We start from the raw sequence: 15,028 nt of genomic DNA on the forward strand, positions 1-15,028 counted from the left end.
ATAAAGATAGATATGAAAAAGAAAAAATACCGGTAATTCTGTATGCCAGATTCCCGGTATTCTTGTTTGCACGGAATAAAACGGGTTCATATACTTCGCATTGCGAACCTTTGCCACAGCACTTAAATGAACGTCGCCCTCCCGCTTCACGCCTCAGGTGAGGACCAGTGCATCGGATGGGAAAGGGACGGCGGCAGCTTTGTACTGGCATCACCCTTTGCCGCATTGATCTGAGGCTGCGTCAGAAAGATGCTTTCCGTCAGATCGGCTCCCCTGATGTCAGCGTCCCGAAAGTCAGCCCCGATCAGATCGGCTCCTCTCAGGTCAGCTCCTCTGAGATCGGCGGCAATCAGGTAGGCTCCTCTCAAATTGGCGGCTCTCAGATCGGCTCCTCTCAGTTTGGCTCCGATCAGATCGGCTCCCCGGCTGTACGTCTTGCGCTTGCCTGCGGATCCCCTCTGCGAGCGCAAAAAATCGGCTCGCACAAGTTCGCTGGTCCGCAAGAGCAGCTTGTTGACATCGGCACGGTGTGCTGCCACGTCCAGCTTCAAGATCGAGTCTGGATCGAGGTTCGTGAGGCGCTCTGTCTTGTCGAGAGCCTGGCTCAGCTCATCCCGGATGGGACGGGCTGGCCGAAGCGTCAGCGCCTCGGTCAAATACCAGAGCAGCTCATGGAGCTGCCACATGATCGGAAACACTTCAAACATTTCCTTCGCGGACTTAGGGGACTTGCGCCAGTCGAGTCCTCCGTAAGTGACCTGGGAGACCTTTTGTCCCGCGCCAAAGCAGTCATAAACCGTGCAGCCTCGAAAGCCCATCTGTCTGAGGCTGTTGTGAACGCCGCAGCGGAAGTCCGCCTGCAGGTTTTGACAGGGCTGTCCGGCATGTTTGTCAATCGCAAAATCTGCCGAAGCAGTTCTCGCAGTCAGCTTGCAGACTGAGGCGACTACTGCCGTGGGGCGCTTTTGCATATTCGAGATCCTCGGACATTGCGTTGTCTCCTTCCGCTTCTTTGTATGTCCATGCTTGCATCGTCCTGCCTGAAGACAAGGCTGTGGTTATGATAGTACTGAACGATCCTCTCCGTCAATCCTGGTTCGGACAGGAGGAGAGCCAGGGGGATGAGCAGGTACGGTGTTCACGTTCCGTATTTTCCGCTTGTTTTCTCCTAAAAAAGGAAGGTGCCCCACGTCTAAATGACTGTGGGGCACCCTCTCGATATCTTGAGCAAGAAGCCTATCGTAGAGCTTGAAGCCTGGCATTAGAATGCAGGCACAATTGCTCCTTTATACGTATCTTCGATGAACTTTTTCACTTCTGGCGTATTCAGCTCTTTCGCCAGCTTCTGGATCGCTTCGGAATCCTTGTTGTCCGGACGAGCTACCAGGTAGTTTGCATATGGAGAATCCTTGTCTTCGATGAACAGGGCGTCTTTGGTCGGTACCAGCTTCGCTTCCAGCGCATAGTTGGTGTTGATCAGAGCCAGGTCTACTTCATCCAGGACGCGTGGCAGCATCGCAGCTTCTACCTCTTTGAACTGCAGGTTTTTCTTGTTTTCTACGATGTCTTTTACAGTACCGCTGATGCCTGCGCCGTCTTTCAGCTTGATCAGGCCTTGCTTTTCGAGCAGAGCAAGTGCGCGGCCGTTGTTCGTTGCATCGTTTGGCAGAGCAACGGTTGCACCGTCAGCGAGTTCATCCACGCTTTTTACTTTTTTGGAATATGCGCCAAACGGCTCGATATGAACAGGTACTACTTCTACCAGGTTCATGTTTTGTCCTTTGTTGAAATCATCGAGGTACGGCTTGTGCTGGAAGAAATTGGCGTCCAGCTGCTTTTCATTTACTTGCACGTTAGGTTGAACGTAGTCGGTAAATTCTTTGACTTCCAGAATTACGCCCTGCTCCTTCAGCTTCGGCGCGACGAACTTCAAAATCTCAGCCTGCGGGACCGGCGTTGCGCCCACTTTCAGCGTTACTTCTTTTTGCTCGCCTTGGGAACCGCCGGCAGACGGCGCGGGAGCCGATTCATTTTGGCTGCCGCAAGCAGCCAGAGACAGTGCCAGTACAGTGGACAGTACAGATACGACCAATTTCTTCACAGATGATTTCCCCTTTCTATTTTGAACATTCTCTATGGACAAGATCCTACTTCCGGCTGAACTTGATGACGAGCCTGTCGCCCACCATCTGCAGGATCTGAACCAACACAAGCAAAATACATACCGTCACGACCATGACGTCTGTCTGGAAGCGCTGATACCCGTACCGGATCGCCAGGTCTCCCAAGCCTCCGCCGCCGATGACCCCGGACATCGCCGTGTAGGACACGAGCGACACCGTGGTAATCGTAATCCCGGCGATCAGCCCCGAACGGGATTCCGGCAAGAGCACGCTGCGGATAATTTGCCAGTTGGAAGCACCCATCGATTGCGCCGCTTCAATCACGCCGCGATCAACCTCGCGCAGGGAGGTCTCCACCAGTCTGGCGAAAAAGGGAGCCGCCCCGATCACCAACGGAGGAATCGAGCCCTTTACCCCGAGTGAGGTGCCGACGAGCATTTTGGTAACAGGAATCAGCAGGATCATCAGGATGATGAATGGCACCGAACGCAAAACGTTTACGACAAAGGATGAGATCGAATAAAACGCGCGATTCTCCAAAAGCTGGCCTCTGGATGTGAGAAACAGCAAAATGCCCAGCGGCAGCCCGATAACGACGGTAAACAAGGTGGAAAAGCCAAGCATCGTCAACGTATCCTGCGTTCCCTTCCAAATTTCCGCCCAGTCTATATTTTTAAGCGTGAATCCCATTTTAAATCACCTCCACTTCCAGGCCGCGCTGACGAAGCGTATCGACAGCTTTCCTGTTCTGCTGCGCATCCCCGCCCAACTCGATCACGAGCTGGCCATATGGGGTGTCTTTCATACGCGAAATGGTTCCTTGCAGGATACTGAACACCGTACCTGTTTCCTGCATCGTTTGGAACAGAATCGGCTGGTAGGTTTGTTCTCCGAGGAACGTGACCCGCAGGATCGTCCGTTCGCCTGACGCCTTTTCATGAGCAACGGCAGCCCGCAGCTCGCTGGAGTCTGCTACTTGCTCCACGAACTCCTGTGTCGTCGGATGCTGCGGCTTCAAGAACACATCCAGAACATTGCCCATTTCTACGATGTGCCCTCCGTCAATGACACCGACCCGGTCGCAAATGGAGCGGATGACGTGCATTTCGTGCGTAATGAGGACGATCGTCAAGCCCAGCTTCCGGTTGATGTCCAAAAGAAGCGCCAGAATGGAGTTGGTCGTCTGCGGGTCCAAAGCGGATGTCGCTTCGTCGCACAGCAGCACCTTGGGGTCGCTCGCCAGCGCCCGGGCAATGCCGACACGCTGCTTTTGTCCGCCTGACAATTGTGCTGGATACTTGTCGCGGTGCTGTTCCAGCCCTACCAACGCCAGCATTTCCTTCACCTTTTTGTCGATCTCCGCCTTGGGCCGCTTGGCCAGCTTGAGCGGAAACGCGACGTTCTCCCCGACTGTAGCCGACGAGAGCAGGTTGAAGTGTTGAAAAATCATTCCGATATGCCGCCGCTGTTCCTGGAGCTTGCCTTCATCCAGCTTGGTCAGATCAACCCCGTCTACAATGACGCTGCCTGCTGTCGGACGTTCCAACAGGTTGATGCAGCGAATCAGCGTACTTTTGCCGGCACCGGAATGTCCGATGATGCCGAAAATTTCCCCCTTCTCGATCGAGAGGTCAATTCCGCGCAGCGCAGGTGTTTTATGGCCTTTTACAATGTAGTCTTTTTTCAGATTCTGCAACCGAATCATCCGGTTCACCTCCCATTACAATCAACAGCCCCTTTTTCATCAGGCGAAAAAGGGGCTGCACCGCATTATACGATCGCATTCACCCTTCTCATCTGTCAAGATTCTACAATCTTGTAGGAATTGGCACCGCGCCACCCATCAGAATCGATGAGCCGGTTGCCGGGCTTCATAGGGCCTGTCCCTCCGCCGCTCTGGATAAGAAGAATTCTACGTATATTTAGTTTGAAGAACTTTATTTCTTTTTATGATACAAAACGGATTATATGCTATACCAAAATAGAAAGTCAATGGGCAATTAATCCAACACGCCGTTGCGGACAATTTCTACATCGATGTTGTAATCGAAGCGGGACTTCCTGTACATCTCATGCCACTGATCGTGAGACAGCTTCCGCGCCCCGCGGAATTTTGCCCGGTATAATTCCCCGAACCCAAAGGGGTCTACCTCCCATTTTTGCATTTTGGCGACGACCTTGGCCAAATCCTGCTTCATGTTTTCAGACAAGGCCTGCTCCATTTTTCTGAGTACCTCCGGTTGTTCTATTTTTAACGGTATTGACATTTCCAGAATGCGTGTCCGTACTTTCACATCGACCTTGTAGGTCAGTGGATTCGTACTGACAATATCGACGTGGGCCTTGCTGCTCAGCGTATCAAATACCATTTGGATGTCAGGGCCGGTTGTGTTCTTCTTTTTCGGCTTTACCCCCATCCTCTCCGGATCTACCGACGTTTCGTACGTTCCCGCTCGATAAGCATCATGAACTAGCTTGATGTGAAAGGCTTCCTTTGGAGGAATCCAGCCGACATATTTGTCCTTGTGAAACAGAGCCACGCCTTTGATCCTCACCTCATCCCCTTTCCTCTCAAGAAAAGGGACGTAAGGGTCGATTCCCTCGCTGAAGTAGGAGCGGTAAAACTCATGGAGAGTAGGAGACGGAATTTTGTCATCCTCTACGTTGTGCCGGATCAATTGGTAGAGGTAAATGCCAATATTGCCTTCCTCTTTGAATTTGTACGTCAGCAAATCGTAGGTTTGGCCCTCAATGACACTTAAATAAACCCGGCTTCCAATCGAGGGGTCGCGGTACAGAGTGTCCACAATGCTGCCTATCCCTTTTCTGGCCAGCTCCTCGCTGTACATCGCGACCCGAAGCTGCCCGCCCAGCACTTCTTTGTCTGACTGCAGGTTGGCCTTGTCGCGAATGCCCTTGCTCGTCAGACTGATGCCGGACATCACCTGCACTTTTTCTTCAGCCTCGGGATTGATGGAGGGCATCACCACCGTTCCGCGTATGTTCCCGTCCTTTAACAGGTCATATCCCGCCACCGTAATCATTCCAAGCTCATCAAAAATTTGCGTCCTGATACAGCCGCTGAGCAGAACAGAACATAGAAGGAGCACGGCTCCCGCTCTCAGGAGCCGCTTATTTCCGGATCTCGGCACGATGAATCCTCCCTCCTGTTCCACCGCCGTTTGATCAGAACTCCCAACAATAGGACATAAGGGTAAATCACAGCCATGTACAAGCTAACGTACGACATGCGATCGATGATGTAATTGGCTGCATGTCTCGAGACAAAAAATTGCATCGCAATAAAGATGACCGCGCCGATGATGTACAAAACCCGCTTCTGGTTCCAGCCAAACATTCTTTTGCACCCCCTGGAGGCGGACCACATATACAGCATGACGTTGGGCAGGATGATCAGCATCCACAGGGAGATGGCAAGGTACTCGAACCGCTCCAGAAACGGGAAATACACGACGGTCTTGATCTGCAGCGTTGGCCATATCGTTCGTATGAGCTGGCCTTCGCTGAAGAATATGAGCGAGATGATCATCAGGACGACGTAGATGAAATTGGTAATGAACGCTCCCCACTGGGCATGCCGATGCAAACGCGTTTTATCTCCGACGTAGGGGTAAATCGAATACAACACTTCATACCCGACGGAGGTAAAGGCCATGATCAGTGCCCCCTTTAGAAGCTGCTTGAAATCTGCCTCCATAACCGGCAAAAGATAGTGCCAGCGGGCGTATTCCAACGTGAAGTAGAGATCAAAAAAAAGCCAGATCGTGATAAACACCGAAATGATCGCGTAGCCGGTAATCACCCGAATACCACCGAGGACAGTGTACATCGCAAGAAATAACAATATCGAGCCAAGTATCCAGATCGGAATCCCTGGAAAAATCCATGATTGTACGACTTCTATGTACCCCCGCAGGATGACCATCGCCATTGCGATGAAGTAGAGGATGTACAGAAGGCTGAATAGGTTGCCGATGATTTTCCCGTACACATCCCGATGTATCCCGAATAAATCTGCGGACGGGTAGTGCCTCAGTGTCCGGCATATGATCCAAATCGTAAGATGCGACAGCAGTCCCGCGATGGCTACGGAAATCCATGCGTCATGGCCGGATTCGGCTGCGACCACCCGCTGATAGCCTAATATTCCTACCCTTATTTGCGTCGACATGACAACGAAGCCGGTCATGTAAGGAGCTATGGTCGTCGTTGGTTTGGGCTGAACATTGATCTTCATGGCTCCTCCCTACTCATCTTCATCAAAATTATGGATTTGGCGTGCTCGTTGCTTGTTGTAGCGATAAGGCTTGCCGTTTTGAAAAAACTCGAGACGTTTGGCAAGGAACGCAAAGGGAGCCCGGATGAAGCTGTTTTTCCAGTCGATGAGGCGAACCGGATAAAGCGGGGAGAGGTACGGTCTTCCCAAGCTCGTCAGCCGCAAGAGATGGCTGATGAGGAAGCTGACCGCCATCATGATTCCGATCAGACCAAGCAGCCCCGCCATCAAAATGATGGGAAAGCGAATCACGCGGATCGTAGAGCCGATCACGTAGCTGGGAGCGATAAAGGATGACAAGGCTCCGAGCGCAACAATGATAATCAAGATGTTGCTGGTAAAGCCCGCCTGCACGGATGCTTGCCCAATCACGATACCGCCAACGATGCCAATCGTCTGTCCTACTTTGGTAGGAAGCCTTGCCCCTGCTTCTCTCAAGAGTTCAATAATAATCTCCATCATCAAAGCTTCAAACAGAGGCGGAAATGGGACTCTGGCCCGGGACTGTGCGAGTGACAAAGGAGATCAGCCGGAATCATTTCGTAGTGAAAAGTGAGTGCCGCCACGTAAAGCGGTGTAAATAGCAGGGAAGCGATCATCGCGGAGACACGGAGAACCCGGTTAAACGTGGCAATGCTCCAACGGAAGTAATAGTCATCCGGCGACTCAAAAAAGTGGATTAACGCAGTTGGCCCAAGCAGCACAAACGGACTTCCCTGCATCAATATGGCCACCTGACCCTTCCGCAAAGCGCTTGAGACGCGATCCGGCCGCTCCGTTTGCAGCAATGTGGGAAAAACGGTAATTTCATTGTCCGCTATGTACTGAGCCAAAATGTTGACTTCAACAAGTCCATCCACCTCCAAATCTTGTATCCGTTGACGGATGGTTTGAACATGCTCCGGATTCGCCGTTCCCTCCATGTACAGGATGGCGACTTCCTGCGGCACGCTTTTCCCAACCCATAGCTGCTCGTGAAATAGCTGAGGGGAGGCAAGGTATTTGCGAATGATCGACAGATTCATATCAAGATCTTCAACGAACGCTACTTGCGGGCCAAGTACGTTGGTCTCGATTTCCGGCCTTTGCAAATTGCGTGTTGCCACCCCGCTGGCAGGTATCGCCAATCCATAGGGAGCTCCGCTTACATGAATGTAAATGGCACCCTTGAGCAACTGGTTGATGACCTGCTCCTGCCGGGATTATCCGCTGAGAGGCCGGGACACCGAGCCGATTTTCCACCTCGCTGATCGTTGCGTTCTGGAGATCGAGCTGCCTCAGCTCCGGCAAAACCTTTGTGTAGACAACCTTGTTGTCAGCCATGCTGGACAGAAAATAAATCCGTACACGGCCTTCTTGTTCGTCAACATGCTCGACAATCAGGTCTGCTGTATGGGAAAACCAGTCACGGATGACATCGGAAGCCACCACTTCCCCTCCTAACACATGGGATACGGCTAGTTTTCCCCAATCTCTCCGATTGATGGCAAAAAAAAACGACACGCTTATCTTTGCGTGTCGCTGCTTGTTTGCTGCGGAATGGAAGACGTCTCTTTTTCTTCTTTGAGCGGAGGCTGCAGCGCTTCCTGAATAAACGCTTGCACCTTGTCCACGTCGGGAATCAATACCGAGCCGGCCCGATGAGATTCACGGAAAGTTCCCATCGGCGGCAGCTGATACTGCCCCGGCTGCTGCGTGTCCAGCGAAAGCCCCAATCCGGCCAGCTTCAACATATCCATAGAGCTGATGTTCGTCTGCACGTATGGAGTGATCTGTTTTAAAATGGAAGGAAGCTGAATCAGGGTCGTTCCGTTTTTCATCTGGCTGGCAAGAGCAGCCATCAGCTTGCGCTGCCGCTCTGTCCGGGTGTAGTCGGAAGTAGCGTCATGGCGGAAACGAACGTATTGCAGCGCTTTGGTTCCATCAAGCCGTTGCAGTCCTTTTTTCAGATCGATGTCATACATGCCTTTGTCTGTCGGGTCGCGGTAGCGCATGTTTTTTTCCACATCGATCTCCACACCGCCGACAGCATCGATCAGGTGCCTGAAGCCTTCAAAATCAGTAATGACATATCTGTCAACGGAAAGACCCGTCAGTTGGCTGACCGTTTCCATCGCCAATTCCGGTCCGCCCTCTACGATAGCAGCATTGATGCGTGAACTGCCGTGACCGGGTATCTCTACATACGTATCGCGCAAAATGGAAAACAAATCGTATCTTTTGGTCACCGGGTCAACGCTCACAAGCATCATGGAGTCTGAACGGGGAAGCCCATTGTTCTTCATGCCGCGCCGGTCTACCCCCATGAGGAGAATATTGACCCGGTCCTTTCCATCCCATACAGGCATCTCCGCTGCCTTGGTCGTCTCCCCCGGCTCCTGCCGATGTTCGATGACGTTGGGCGCTTGTATGTCTTCAGCAAACTGATAAAATGCGTATCCGTAATAACCTCCTGCCACAATGACGACGAGGAGAAGCATAAACAACAGTCGTTTTAATGTACGAATCAAGCATAACTCCACCTTTGTTTCTGTCTGAATGCGGTCAACTCCCACTTTGTCTAGTATACTCGAATCACGTCGAGATGGGGCAGCCTTTATTTGCCTGATGGCAGCTAATTTATAAACTTTTTGATTTACAATATTTAATAATTCAGCTATACTACTTCCAAAACGTACCGCAAAGGGGGAGGCCCAGCATGATTTCACCAAGGGCATGGCTCCACCGCTATCCCCGGGAAGCCTGGCTGTTTCTTGCCGCCAGCTTTCTCAACTCTTCCGGCAGTGCCTTTATGTGGCCCTTGACGACCTTATATGTCCATACCCAGCTGCACCGCTCCATGACCGAGGCCGGTTTTGTGCTCATGCTGCAATCGCTGGCAGGCATCGTCGGTCAATTTACCGGAGGATCCTTGTTTCATCGGGTCGGAGCCAAGCGGCTGATCGTAGGCTCACTCCTGCTGCAGGCTTGCTGTATGCTCGGAATCCTGCTCTTGGGCAACTGGTATCTATACATCGGATTTATGATCGGTCTTGGCTTTTTGTTTAACGTGTCGAATCCCGCTATCCAGGCGTTTATCGGCTTTCGCTGGAAGGAGCAGCGGCGTGAACTGTTCAACATCGTGTATGTGGGCAACAACCTCGGCATGGCCGTAGGTACCGCGCTGGCTGGCGTGATTGCGGCCATTTCCTTTCACTTTACGTTTTTGTTCAACAGTGTGAGCACGTTTCTTTTTGCCGGCTTTTTCTTTTTCTTCATGCGGAACATGTCTCACGATGAACTGGTCGGCTCGATGAGCGAAAAAACGGAAAAACGGAGCCAAGGCTCGATGCGGCTGCTTCTGCGTTATCAAATATACCTGTTTATGGCGCTTGGTTCTACCTTCATTTTCTTCTCCACGACCGTTTGGAACACGGGCGTCGCTCCCCACCTCACCTCGTCAGGCATGCCGCTGGCTGCCTACAGCTGGCTGTGGACGATCAACGGCATCGTCATATTTGCCGGACAGCCCGTCACCTCCTGGTTGAAAAGGCTGGTAAAGCAAAATCTGTCCTCCCAGCTTGTCGCCAGTGCCATCGCTTACGGCGGGGGATTCGGGTTTATGCTGTTCTTTCATGACAATTATGCGGCTTTTATCATCGGTATGATTATTACGACCTTTGGAGAAATGCTGATCGCTCCTACTGTCCCGACTTTTATCAGCGAGAAAACCGGGGAATCGGCCCCGTTTTATCTCGGAGCCGTAGGGGCCATTACATCAGGAGGCCGCTTGCTTGGACCGCTTTTTTTCGGGCAGATGTACGACGCGGGCGGGATTGTTCCTGCGCTTACGCTGGCGACAGTAGTCTCGTCGGCTGCAGTCGTGCTGTGTCTGATCCATGCATCGTTCCATCGGGAGCGAAAGGGACGTGTGGAGGCTTCCGGCAAAACTGATTCATGAAAGCAAAAGAACGCGGCATCATAAACTGCCTCTCCATTTGTTTCGATATGTCTAACAAATGAGGAGTAGTTCAATGACAATCCCGCGTTCTTTTTTGTGTATTTATAGTCAAGCTTGCTTCTCTTCTACTCTTCCCACGCCAGCTTCGGCTGCCGGTACCACTCTCCGGACATCCATTCGCCTGCTTTCCAGCGCAGCACATCCGCACGGACCAGCGGCATGATCTGTTGAAAGAAGCTGACCCGTTCGATGTCCGTCATCGGAACAAAACGATTCGCTGCGGCTACATCGGCTTCCAGCTCGTTCATTTTGCTGACGCCCAAGACGGCAGTCGATACAGGCAAGCTCCACGTATAGCGCAGCGCCTGCTCGGTCCAGGGGGCCAACTGTCCCAGCGCCATTACTTTCATGCCGATCACAGCGACCCCTTTTTCCACCGCCAGCGGCACGAACTCATGGGCAAAGCTGTAGATGAAATGATCAAGTGCGGATAGAGCGACCAAAGCGCTGTCAAACGGAAAACGGCGGATCGCTTCGGCGAGCAGCCGGGGGTCGGTATGTCCGCTGATGCTGAGCTTTCTGACCATTCCCTGTTCCCGCGCCTCGATCAGCGCTTCCAGCGCCCCGCCTTTGGCAAAAACGGCTTCCAGATCATGCGGCTGCATGACGTTATGCACCCGCCATTCATCCACGTAGTCTGTCCCGAGCCGCTTCAGACTGCCCTCCAAGTCTCGCAAAGCCAGATCCCTCGTACGGCCTCCGGTTTTTGTGGCGATCCACACCTTGTCCCGCAATCCGCGCAAGCCCAGCCCGACCCGCGATTCGGACTGTCCGTCGCTGTAGCTGGGTGCTGTATCAAAGTAATTGACTCCGAGCTCTACAGCGCGCCTGATGATCGCAATCGCCTGTTCCTCCGTGCAATCATGCTCGTCTACAATCCGCTGGGCGCCAAAGCCAAGCAAGGAAACCTGGTGGGAGTCTCGTCCAAACGAACGGGTAAGCATTGTTCTCATCCTTTCCAAGTGAAAAAGGGGCTACGATTTAACAAGACGCCCCCTTCGGAGCGTCTTGTTGACAGTCTGTTATGATGTGCTGCACGTTATCCGCAGTATTTGTCGTATGCGTCGGTCAGCAGCTTGGCGATGGTCGGCAAATCGTTGTTTTCGATCTGATGGCGCTCAATCATGGTCATGATTTTGCCGTCTTTCATCAAAGCAAAGGACGGAGAGGATGGCGGGTAGCCTTCGAAGTACTCGCGCGCTTTTGCCGTCGCTTCTTTATCTTGGCCCGCGAAGACCGTGTACAGATGGTCCGGCTTTTTCTCGTGGTTGATCGAATAAGCGACAGCCGGACGGGCAAGACCAGCCGCGCAGCCGCATACGGAGTTGACGACGACAAGAGCCGTCCCCTTCATTTCTGAAAAGGCTTTTTCAACTTCTTCCGCCGTTTTCAATTCGGTAAAACCTACACGTGTCAGCTCGTCACGCATCGGTTGAATGACTTGGCTCATATATGCCTCATAGGACATCATTTGGCATTCTCTCCTTTGTGGATCACGATTCACTTATCCCTATTATACCCTCTCTTGTGCCCAAGGAGAATGTCGGAAGTGCAAAAACACAAAAACACCTTGATCAGGTGTTTTTGTCCAGGCTTTGCTGTTCGTTTTTCATCCGGCTGAAGATCGTCGCCACGATTGGGCCGGAGATGTTGTGCCAAACGCTGAAGATCGCGCTCGGAACTGCAGCCAATGGGGAGAAATGGGCCGTGGCGATTGCTACGCCCAAGCCGGAGTTTTGCATGCCGACCTCGATGGAGATCGCTTTTTGTTTCGCTCTGTTCATGCCGAACAGTTTTCCAAACAAGTAGCCGAGCAAAAGTCCGAGACCATTGTGCAGCATGACGACGCCGAAAATAGCAAGACCGGTCGTCGCGATTTTTTGCTGGCTTCCGGCTACGACAGCTGCTACGATCGCAACGATGGCGATGGTGGAGACCAGCGGCAGTGCCTTTGCTCCCGCTTCCGCCGGTTTTTTGAACAACGTTTTGACGATAAATCCAAGAACGATCGGAATGATGACAATTTGCAGAATGGACCAGAGCAGGGCCAGCGCATCCACCGGTACCCATTGGCTTGCAAACAGCAGGATGAGCGCAGGCGTTACGATTGGCGCCAGCAGCGTGGTGACAGAAGTAACCGCTACAGACAACGGGACATCCCCTTTTGCCAGATACGTCATGACGTTGGAGGCAGTACCGCCCGGGCAGCAGCCGACGAGGATGACGCCGACAGCGATCTCAGGAGGAAGCTGCAATCCCTTCGCCAAGCCGAAAGCGAGCAGCGGCATGATCAGGAACTGTCCGAGTACGCCGACCGCTACGTCCTTGGGACGGCGGAACACTTCCCGGAAGTCGGACGGCGATACGGTTAACCCCATACCGAACATGATAATGCCGAGCAACGGCGTAATGTACTTTCCGATCCATTTGAATGCGTCGGGGGAAAAGAAGGCCAGGGCCGCAAACAACAGCACCCAGATGGCAAATGTTCTGCCGACGAAATTGCTTAACTTTTCTAACGATTCCACTTGTAGCACTCCTTAGTTTATGTATAATAAAAAAATTAGTATTTATTATAATTGACTGAATTTGAAATTGCCATCATGAAATGCAGTTTACGGGCTTTTTTTCGAGAGTACGTGTTGATGAAAACAACGTATGAAAGACTGCCATCGTCGGACCGCATGTTGAAAAGGCCATCGTCAAGTTAGTGTAATGACAATGGCCTTTCCTATTGAACAACCTTTTGGCGCTAGAATGTTCTTTCCTACACTTCCATGAGGATCGTCAGGATCATCGGGTTGCGGCCCGTTTTTTCGTAAATGAACGGCTTGATCACTTCGTTGATCTGGGATTTCAGCTCGGACCATTCCTTGATTTTCTTGTCCAGCGCTTCCTGCAGGCGCTGGCGGACGAGAACGGTCGCCTCCTGGATCAACGACTCGGATCCGCGCACGTAGACGAAGCCGCGGCTGACGATGTCGGGGCCGGTGAGAATCTTGAAGTTTTTCATATCCAGGCTGACTACGACGACCATCAAGCCATCCTCGGCCAAATGCTTGCGGTCCCTGAGCACGATGTTGCCCACGTCGCCCACTCCGCTGCCATCGATCAGGACGATGCCGGCCGGAACCTTGCTCAACCACGCCTTCTCGCGGGTGCAGTTCAGCACATCGCCGTTGTCCATGATAAAGATGTTGCTTTCCTCGATGCCGACCTGCTGGGCAAGCTTGGAATGAGTCTTCAGCATCCTGTACTCCCCGTGAATCGGGATGAAGTACTTCGGCCGGATAAAGTTGAGCATCAGCTTCAGCTCTTCGCTGCTTCCGTGGCCCGACGCGTGAATGTCAAAGGCCGAGTTGAGAACGACATTGGCTCCTGCCCGGTACAGCTTGTCTATCGTGCGGCTCACGTTGACCGTATTGCCGGGAATCGGCGACGCGGAAATGATCACCGTGTCCTCCGGGTAAATCGAAACACTGCGATGAGAGCCGGACGCGATCCGGGTTAGGGCTGCCATCGGCTCGCCCTGGCTGCCTGTACAAATAATCAGCACCTGGTTGTCCGCGTAGTTGTCGATGTGCTTGATGTCGATCAGCATGCCCTCCGGCATAGTGATGTAGCCCAGCTCTTGTCCGATCAAAAACACCTTTTCCATGCTGCGCCCGATTACCGCCACTTTGCGGTTGCACTCGGCGGCGGCATCGACCACTTGCTGCAGACGATGCACATTAGACGCGAACGTAGCCAAAATAATACGGCCCCGCGCCTTTCTCACCACGTCCAGAATGCCTTCGCCTACAGTGCGCTCGGACATTGTAAAGCCGTAGCGCTCACTGTTCGTGCTGTCGGAGAGCAGCGCCAGCACATTTCCCGAGCTGCCGATCTTGGCAATCTTCCCGTACTCGGTTGTTTTTCCGACAGGGGTCATGTCGAACTTGAAGTCACCCGTGTGAACGACCAAGCCCTCCGGCGTCTCCAGCACGATTCCGAGCGAATCCGGAATGCTGTGATTGGTTCTGAAGAATGTGGCCTTCATGTTTTGGAACGGAATCTCCGTTTCCTCCGAGATCGGGATCAATTGGACCTCGTTTTGCATGCGGTGCTCTTCCAGCTTTGCCTTGACCAAGCCCAGGGTAAGGCGTCCGCCGTAGATCGGCATCTTGATCTGCTTCAGAATGTACGGAATGGCGCCGATGTGATCCTCATGGCCGTGTGTCAACAAGAGCGCCTTGATTTTGTGCTGATTGCTGATCAGGTAAGAAACGTCCGGAATGACCAGGTCGATCCCAAACATCTCATTTTCGGGGAATTTCACCCCACAGTCGATGATCACGATCTCGTCTTCATACTCGACACAGTACATATTTTTTCCGATTTCGCCGAGACCGCCCATCGCGAAAATCTTAACTTCGCTCAACTTCTTTCCTCCTACCTCAACGTGCATGTTTTGTTGGAAACCCGAACCAATGCATGCCATATTTATTGTATCACAACCCAGCACGTTCTTTTCATTCAGTCTAGCCAAAATGCATGCGAAAGGAAAGTCGGTCCGTCTGGATTCTACGTTTGCATACACGCTTTAAGCATACCACCTGCACATCCTAC

12 protein-coding genes, 2 pseudogenes and 1 riboswitch are annotated in these 15,028 nt (G+C 52.4%); of the genes and pseudogenes, 2 read left to right on the forward strand and 12 right to left on the reverse strand.

The features are described 5' to 3' along the window. Nucleotides 1-146 precede the first annotated feature (146 nt). The 7 genes and pseudogenes from EDM54_RS08300 to EDM54_RS27340 all read right to left on the reverse strand — a co-directional run bounded on the left by EDM54_RS08300 (nucleotide 147) and on the right by EDM54_RS27340 (nucleotide 7,595). Nucleotides 147-990, reverse strand: a pseudogene (locus tag EDM54_RS08300) (pentapeptide repeat-containing protein). Between the two features lie 271 nt (nucleotides 991-1,261). Further along, nucleotides 1,262-2,101, reverse strand: coding sequence for a MetQ/NlpA family ABC transporter substrate-binding protein (locus EDM54_RS08305; protein WP_003389820.1), 840 nt, complete (start codon nucleotides 2,099-2,101; stop codon nucleotides 1,262-1,264). Nucleotides 2,102-2,147: 46 nt separating this feature from the next. Further along, a complete protein-coding gene (locus tag EDM54_RS08310) occupies nucleotides 2,148-2,813 on the reverse strand; it encodes a methionine ABC transporter permease (RefSeq protein WP_003389821.1) in 666 nt (221 codons plus the stop codon). Between the two features lies 1 nt (nucleotide 2,814). Then, on the reverse strand, nucleotides 2,815-3,828 hold the full coding sequence (locus tag EDM54_RS08315; protein WP_003389822.1) for a methionine ABC transporter ATP-binding protein: 1,014 nt from the start codon (nucleotides 3,826-3,828) through the stop codon (nucleotides 2,815-2,817). Nucleotides 3,829-3,913: 85 nt separating this feature from the next. Beyond that, a riboswitch (SAM riboswitch) is annotated at nucleotides 3,914-4,030 on the reverse strand. Nucleotides 4,031-4,123: 93 nt separating this feature from the next. After that, nucleotides 4,124-5,275, reverse strand: coding sequence for a Ger(x)C family spore germination protein (locus EDM54_RS08320; RefSeq protein ID WP_003389823.1), 1,152 nt, complete (start codon nucleotides 5,273-5,275; stop codon nucleotides 4,124-4,126). After that, complete coding sequence (locus tag EDM54_RS08325) at nucleotides 5,245-6,381, reverse strand: GerAB/ArcD/ProY family transporter (protein ID WP_122958053.1); 1,137 nt, start codon at nucleotides 6,379-6,381, stop codon at nucleotides 5,245-5,247. Before EDM54_RS08325 ends, EDM54_RS08320 begins: the two co-directional genes overlap by 31 nt. 9 nt (nucleotides 6,382-6,390) lie before the next feature. Next, nucleotides 6,391-7,595, reverse strand: a pseudogene (locus tag EDM54_RS27340) (spore germination protein). Between EDM54_RS27340 and EDM54_RS26930 the strand changes: the two are divergent. Further along, complete coding sequence (locus tag EDM54_RS26930) at nucleotides 7,588-7,863, forward strand: hypothetical protein (protein WP_227277989.1); 276 nt, start codon at nucleotides 7,588-7,590, stop codon at nucleotides 7,861-7,863. The pseudogene EDM54_RS27340 and the gene EDM54_RS26930 sit on opposite strands and share 8 nt — an antisense overlap. A 62-nt stretch (nucleotides 7,864-7,925) precedes the next feature. Here EDM54_RS26930 and EDM54_RS08335 read toward each other — a convergent pair whose 3' ends face one another. Continuing rightward, nucleotides 7,926-8,900 carry an LCP family protein gene (locus EDM54_RS08335; protein ID WP_194247065.1) on the reverse strand — a complete coding sequence of 325 codons (975 nt, stop codon included), beginning with the start codon at nucleotides 8,898-8,900 and terminating at the stop codon, nucleotides 7,926-7,928. A 218-nt stretch (nucleotides 8,901-9,118) separates the two neighbouring features. Between EDM54_RS08335 and EDM54_RS08340 the strand changes: the two genes are divergently transcribed. Continuing rightward, nucleotides 9,119-10,360, forward strand: a complete 1,242-nt coding sequence (locus EDM54_RS08340; protein WP_122958054.1) for an MFS transporter — start codon at nucleotides 9,119-9,121, stop codon at nucleotides 10,358-10,360. A gap of 125 nt (nucleotides 10,361-10,485) precedes the next feature. Here the strand turns inward: EDM54_RS08340 and EDM54_RS08345 are convergent, their stop codons facing one another. The 4 genes from EDM54_RS08345 to rnjA form a co-directional block, all read right to left on the reverse strand. Further along, entirely contained in the window at nucleotides 10,486-11,364 is an 879-nt protein-coding gene (locus tag EDM54_RS08345; RefSeq protein WP_122958055.1) for an aldo/keto reductase, read from the reverse strand. A gap of 95 nt (nucleotides 11,365-11,459) precedes the next feature. Continuing rightward, nucleotides 11,460-11,891 carry a BrxA/BrxB family bacilliredoxin gene (locus EDM54_RS08350; RefSeq protein WP_003389830.1) on the reverse strand — a complete coding sequence of 144 codons (432 nt, stop codon included), beginning with the start codon at nucleotides 11,889-11,891 and terminating at the stop codon, nucleotides 11,460-11,462. A gap of 103 nt (nucleotides 11,892-11,994) precedes the next feature. Then, the gene (locus tag EDM54_RS08355; protein WP_122958056.1) at nucleotides 11,995-12,948 is read right to left on the reverse strand and encodes a bile acid:sodium symporter family protein; all 954 of its coding nucleotides are present in this window, start codon (nucleotides 12,946-12,948) and stop codon (nucleotides 11,995-11,997) included. A 239-nt stretch (nucleotides 12,949-13,187) separates the two neighbouring features. After that, a complete protein-coding gene (gene rnjA, locus EDM54_RS08360; protein ID WP_031932584.1) occupies nucleotides 13,188-14,867 on the reverse strand; it encodes a ribonuclease J1 in 1,680 nt (559 codons plus the stop codon). Between the last annotated feature and the right edge of the window lie 161 nt (nucleotides 14,868-15,028).

The sequence above is a fragment of the Brevibacillus borstelensis genome (genome assembly GCF_003710865.1).
GTDB classification, from domain to species: domain Bacteria; phylum Bacillota; class Bacilli; order Brevibacillales; family Brevibacillaceae; genus Brevibacillus; species Brevibacillus borstelensis.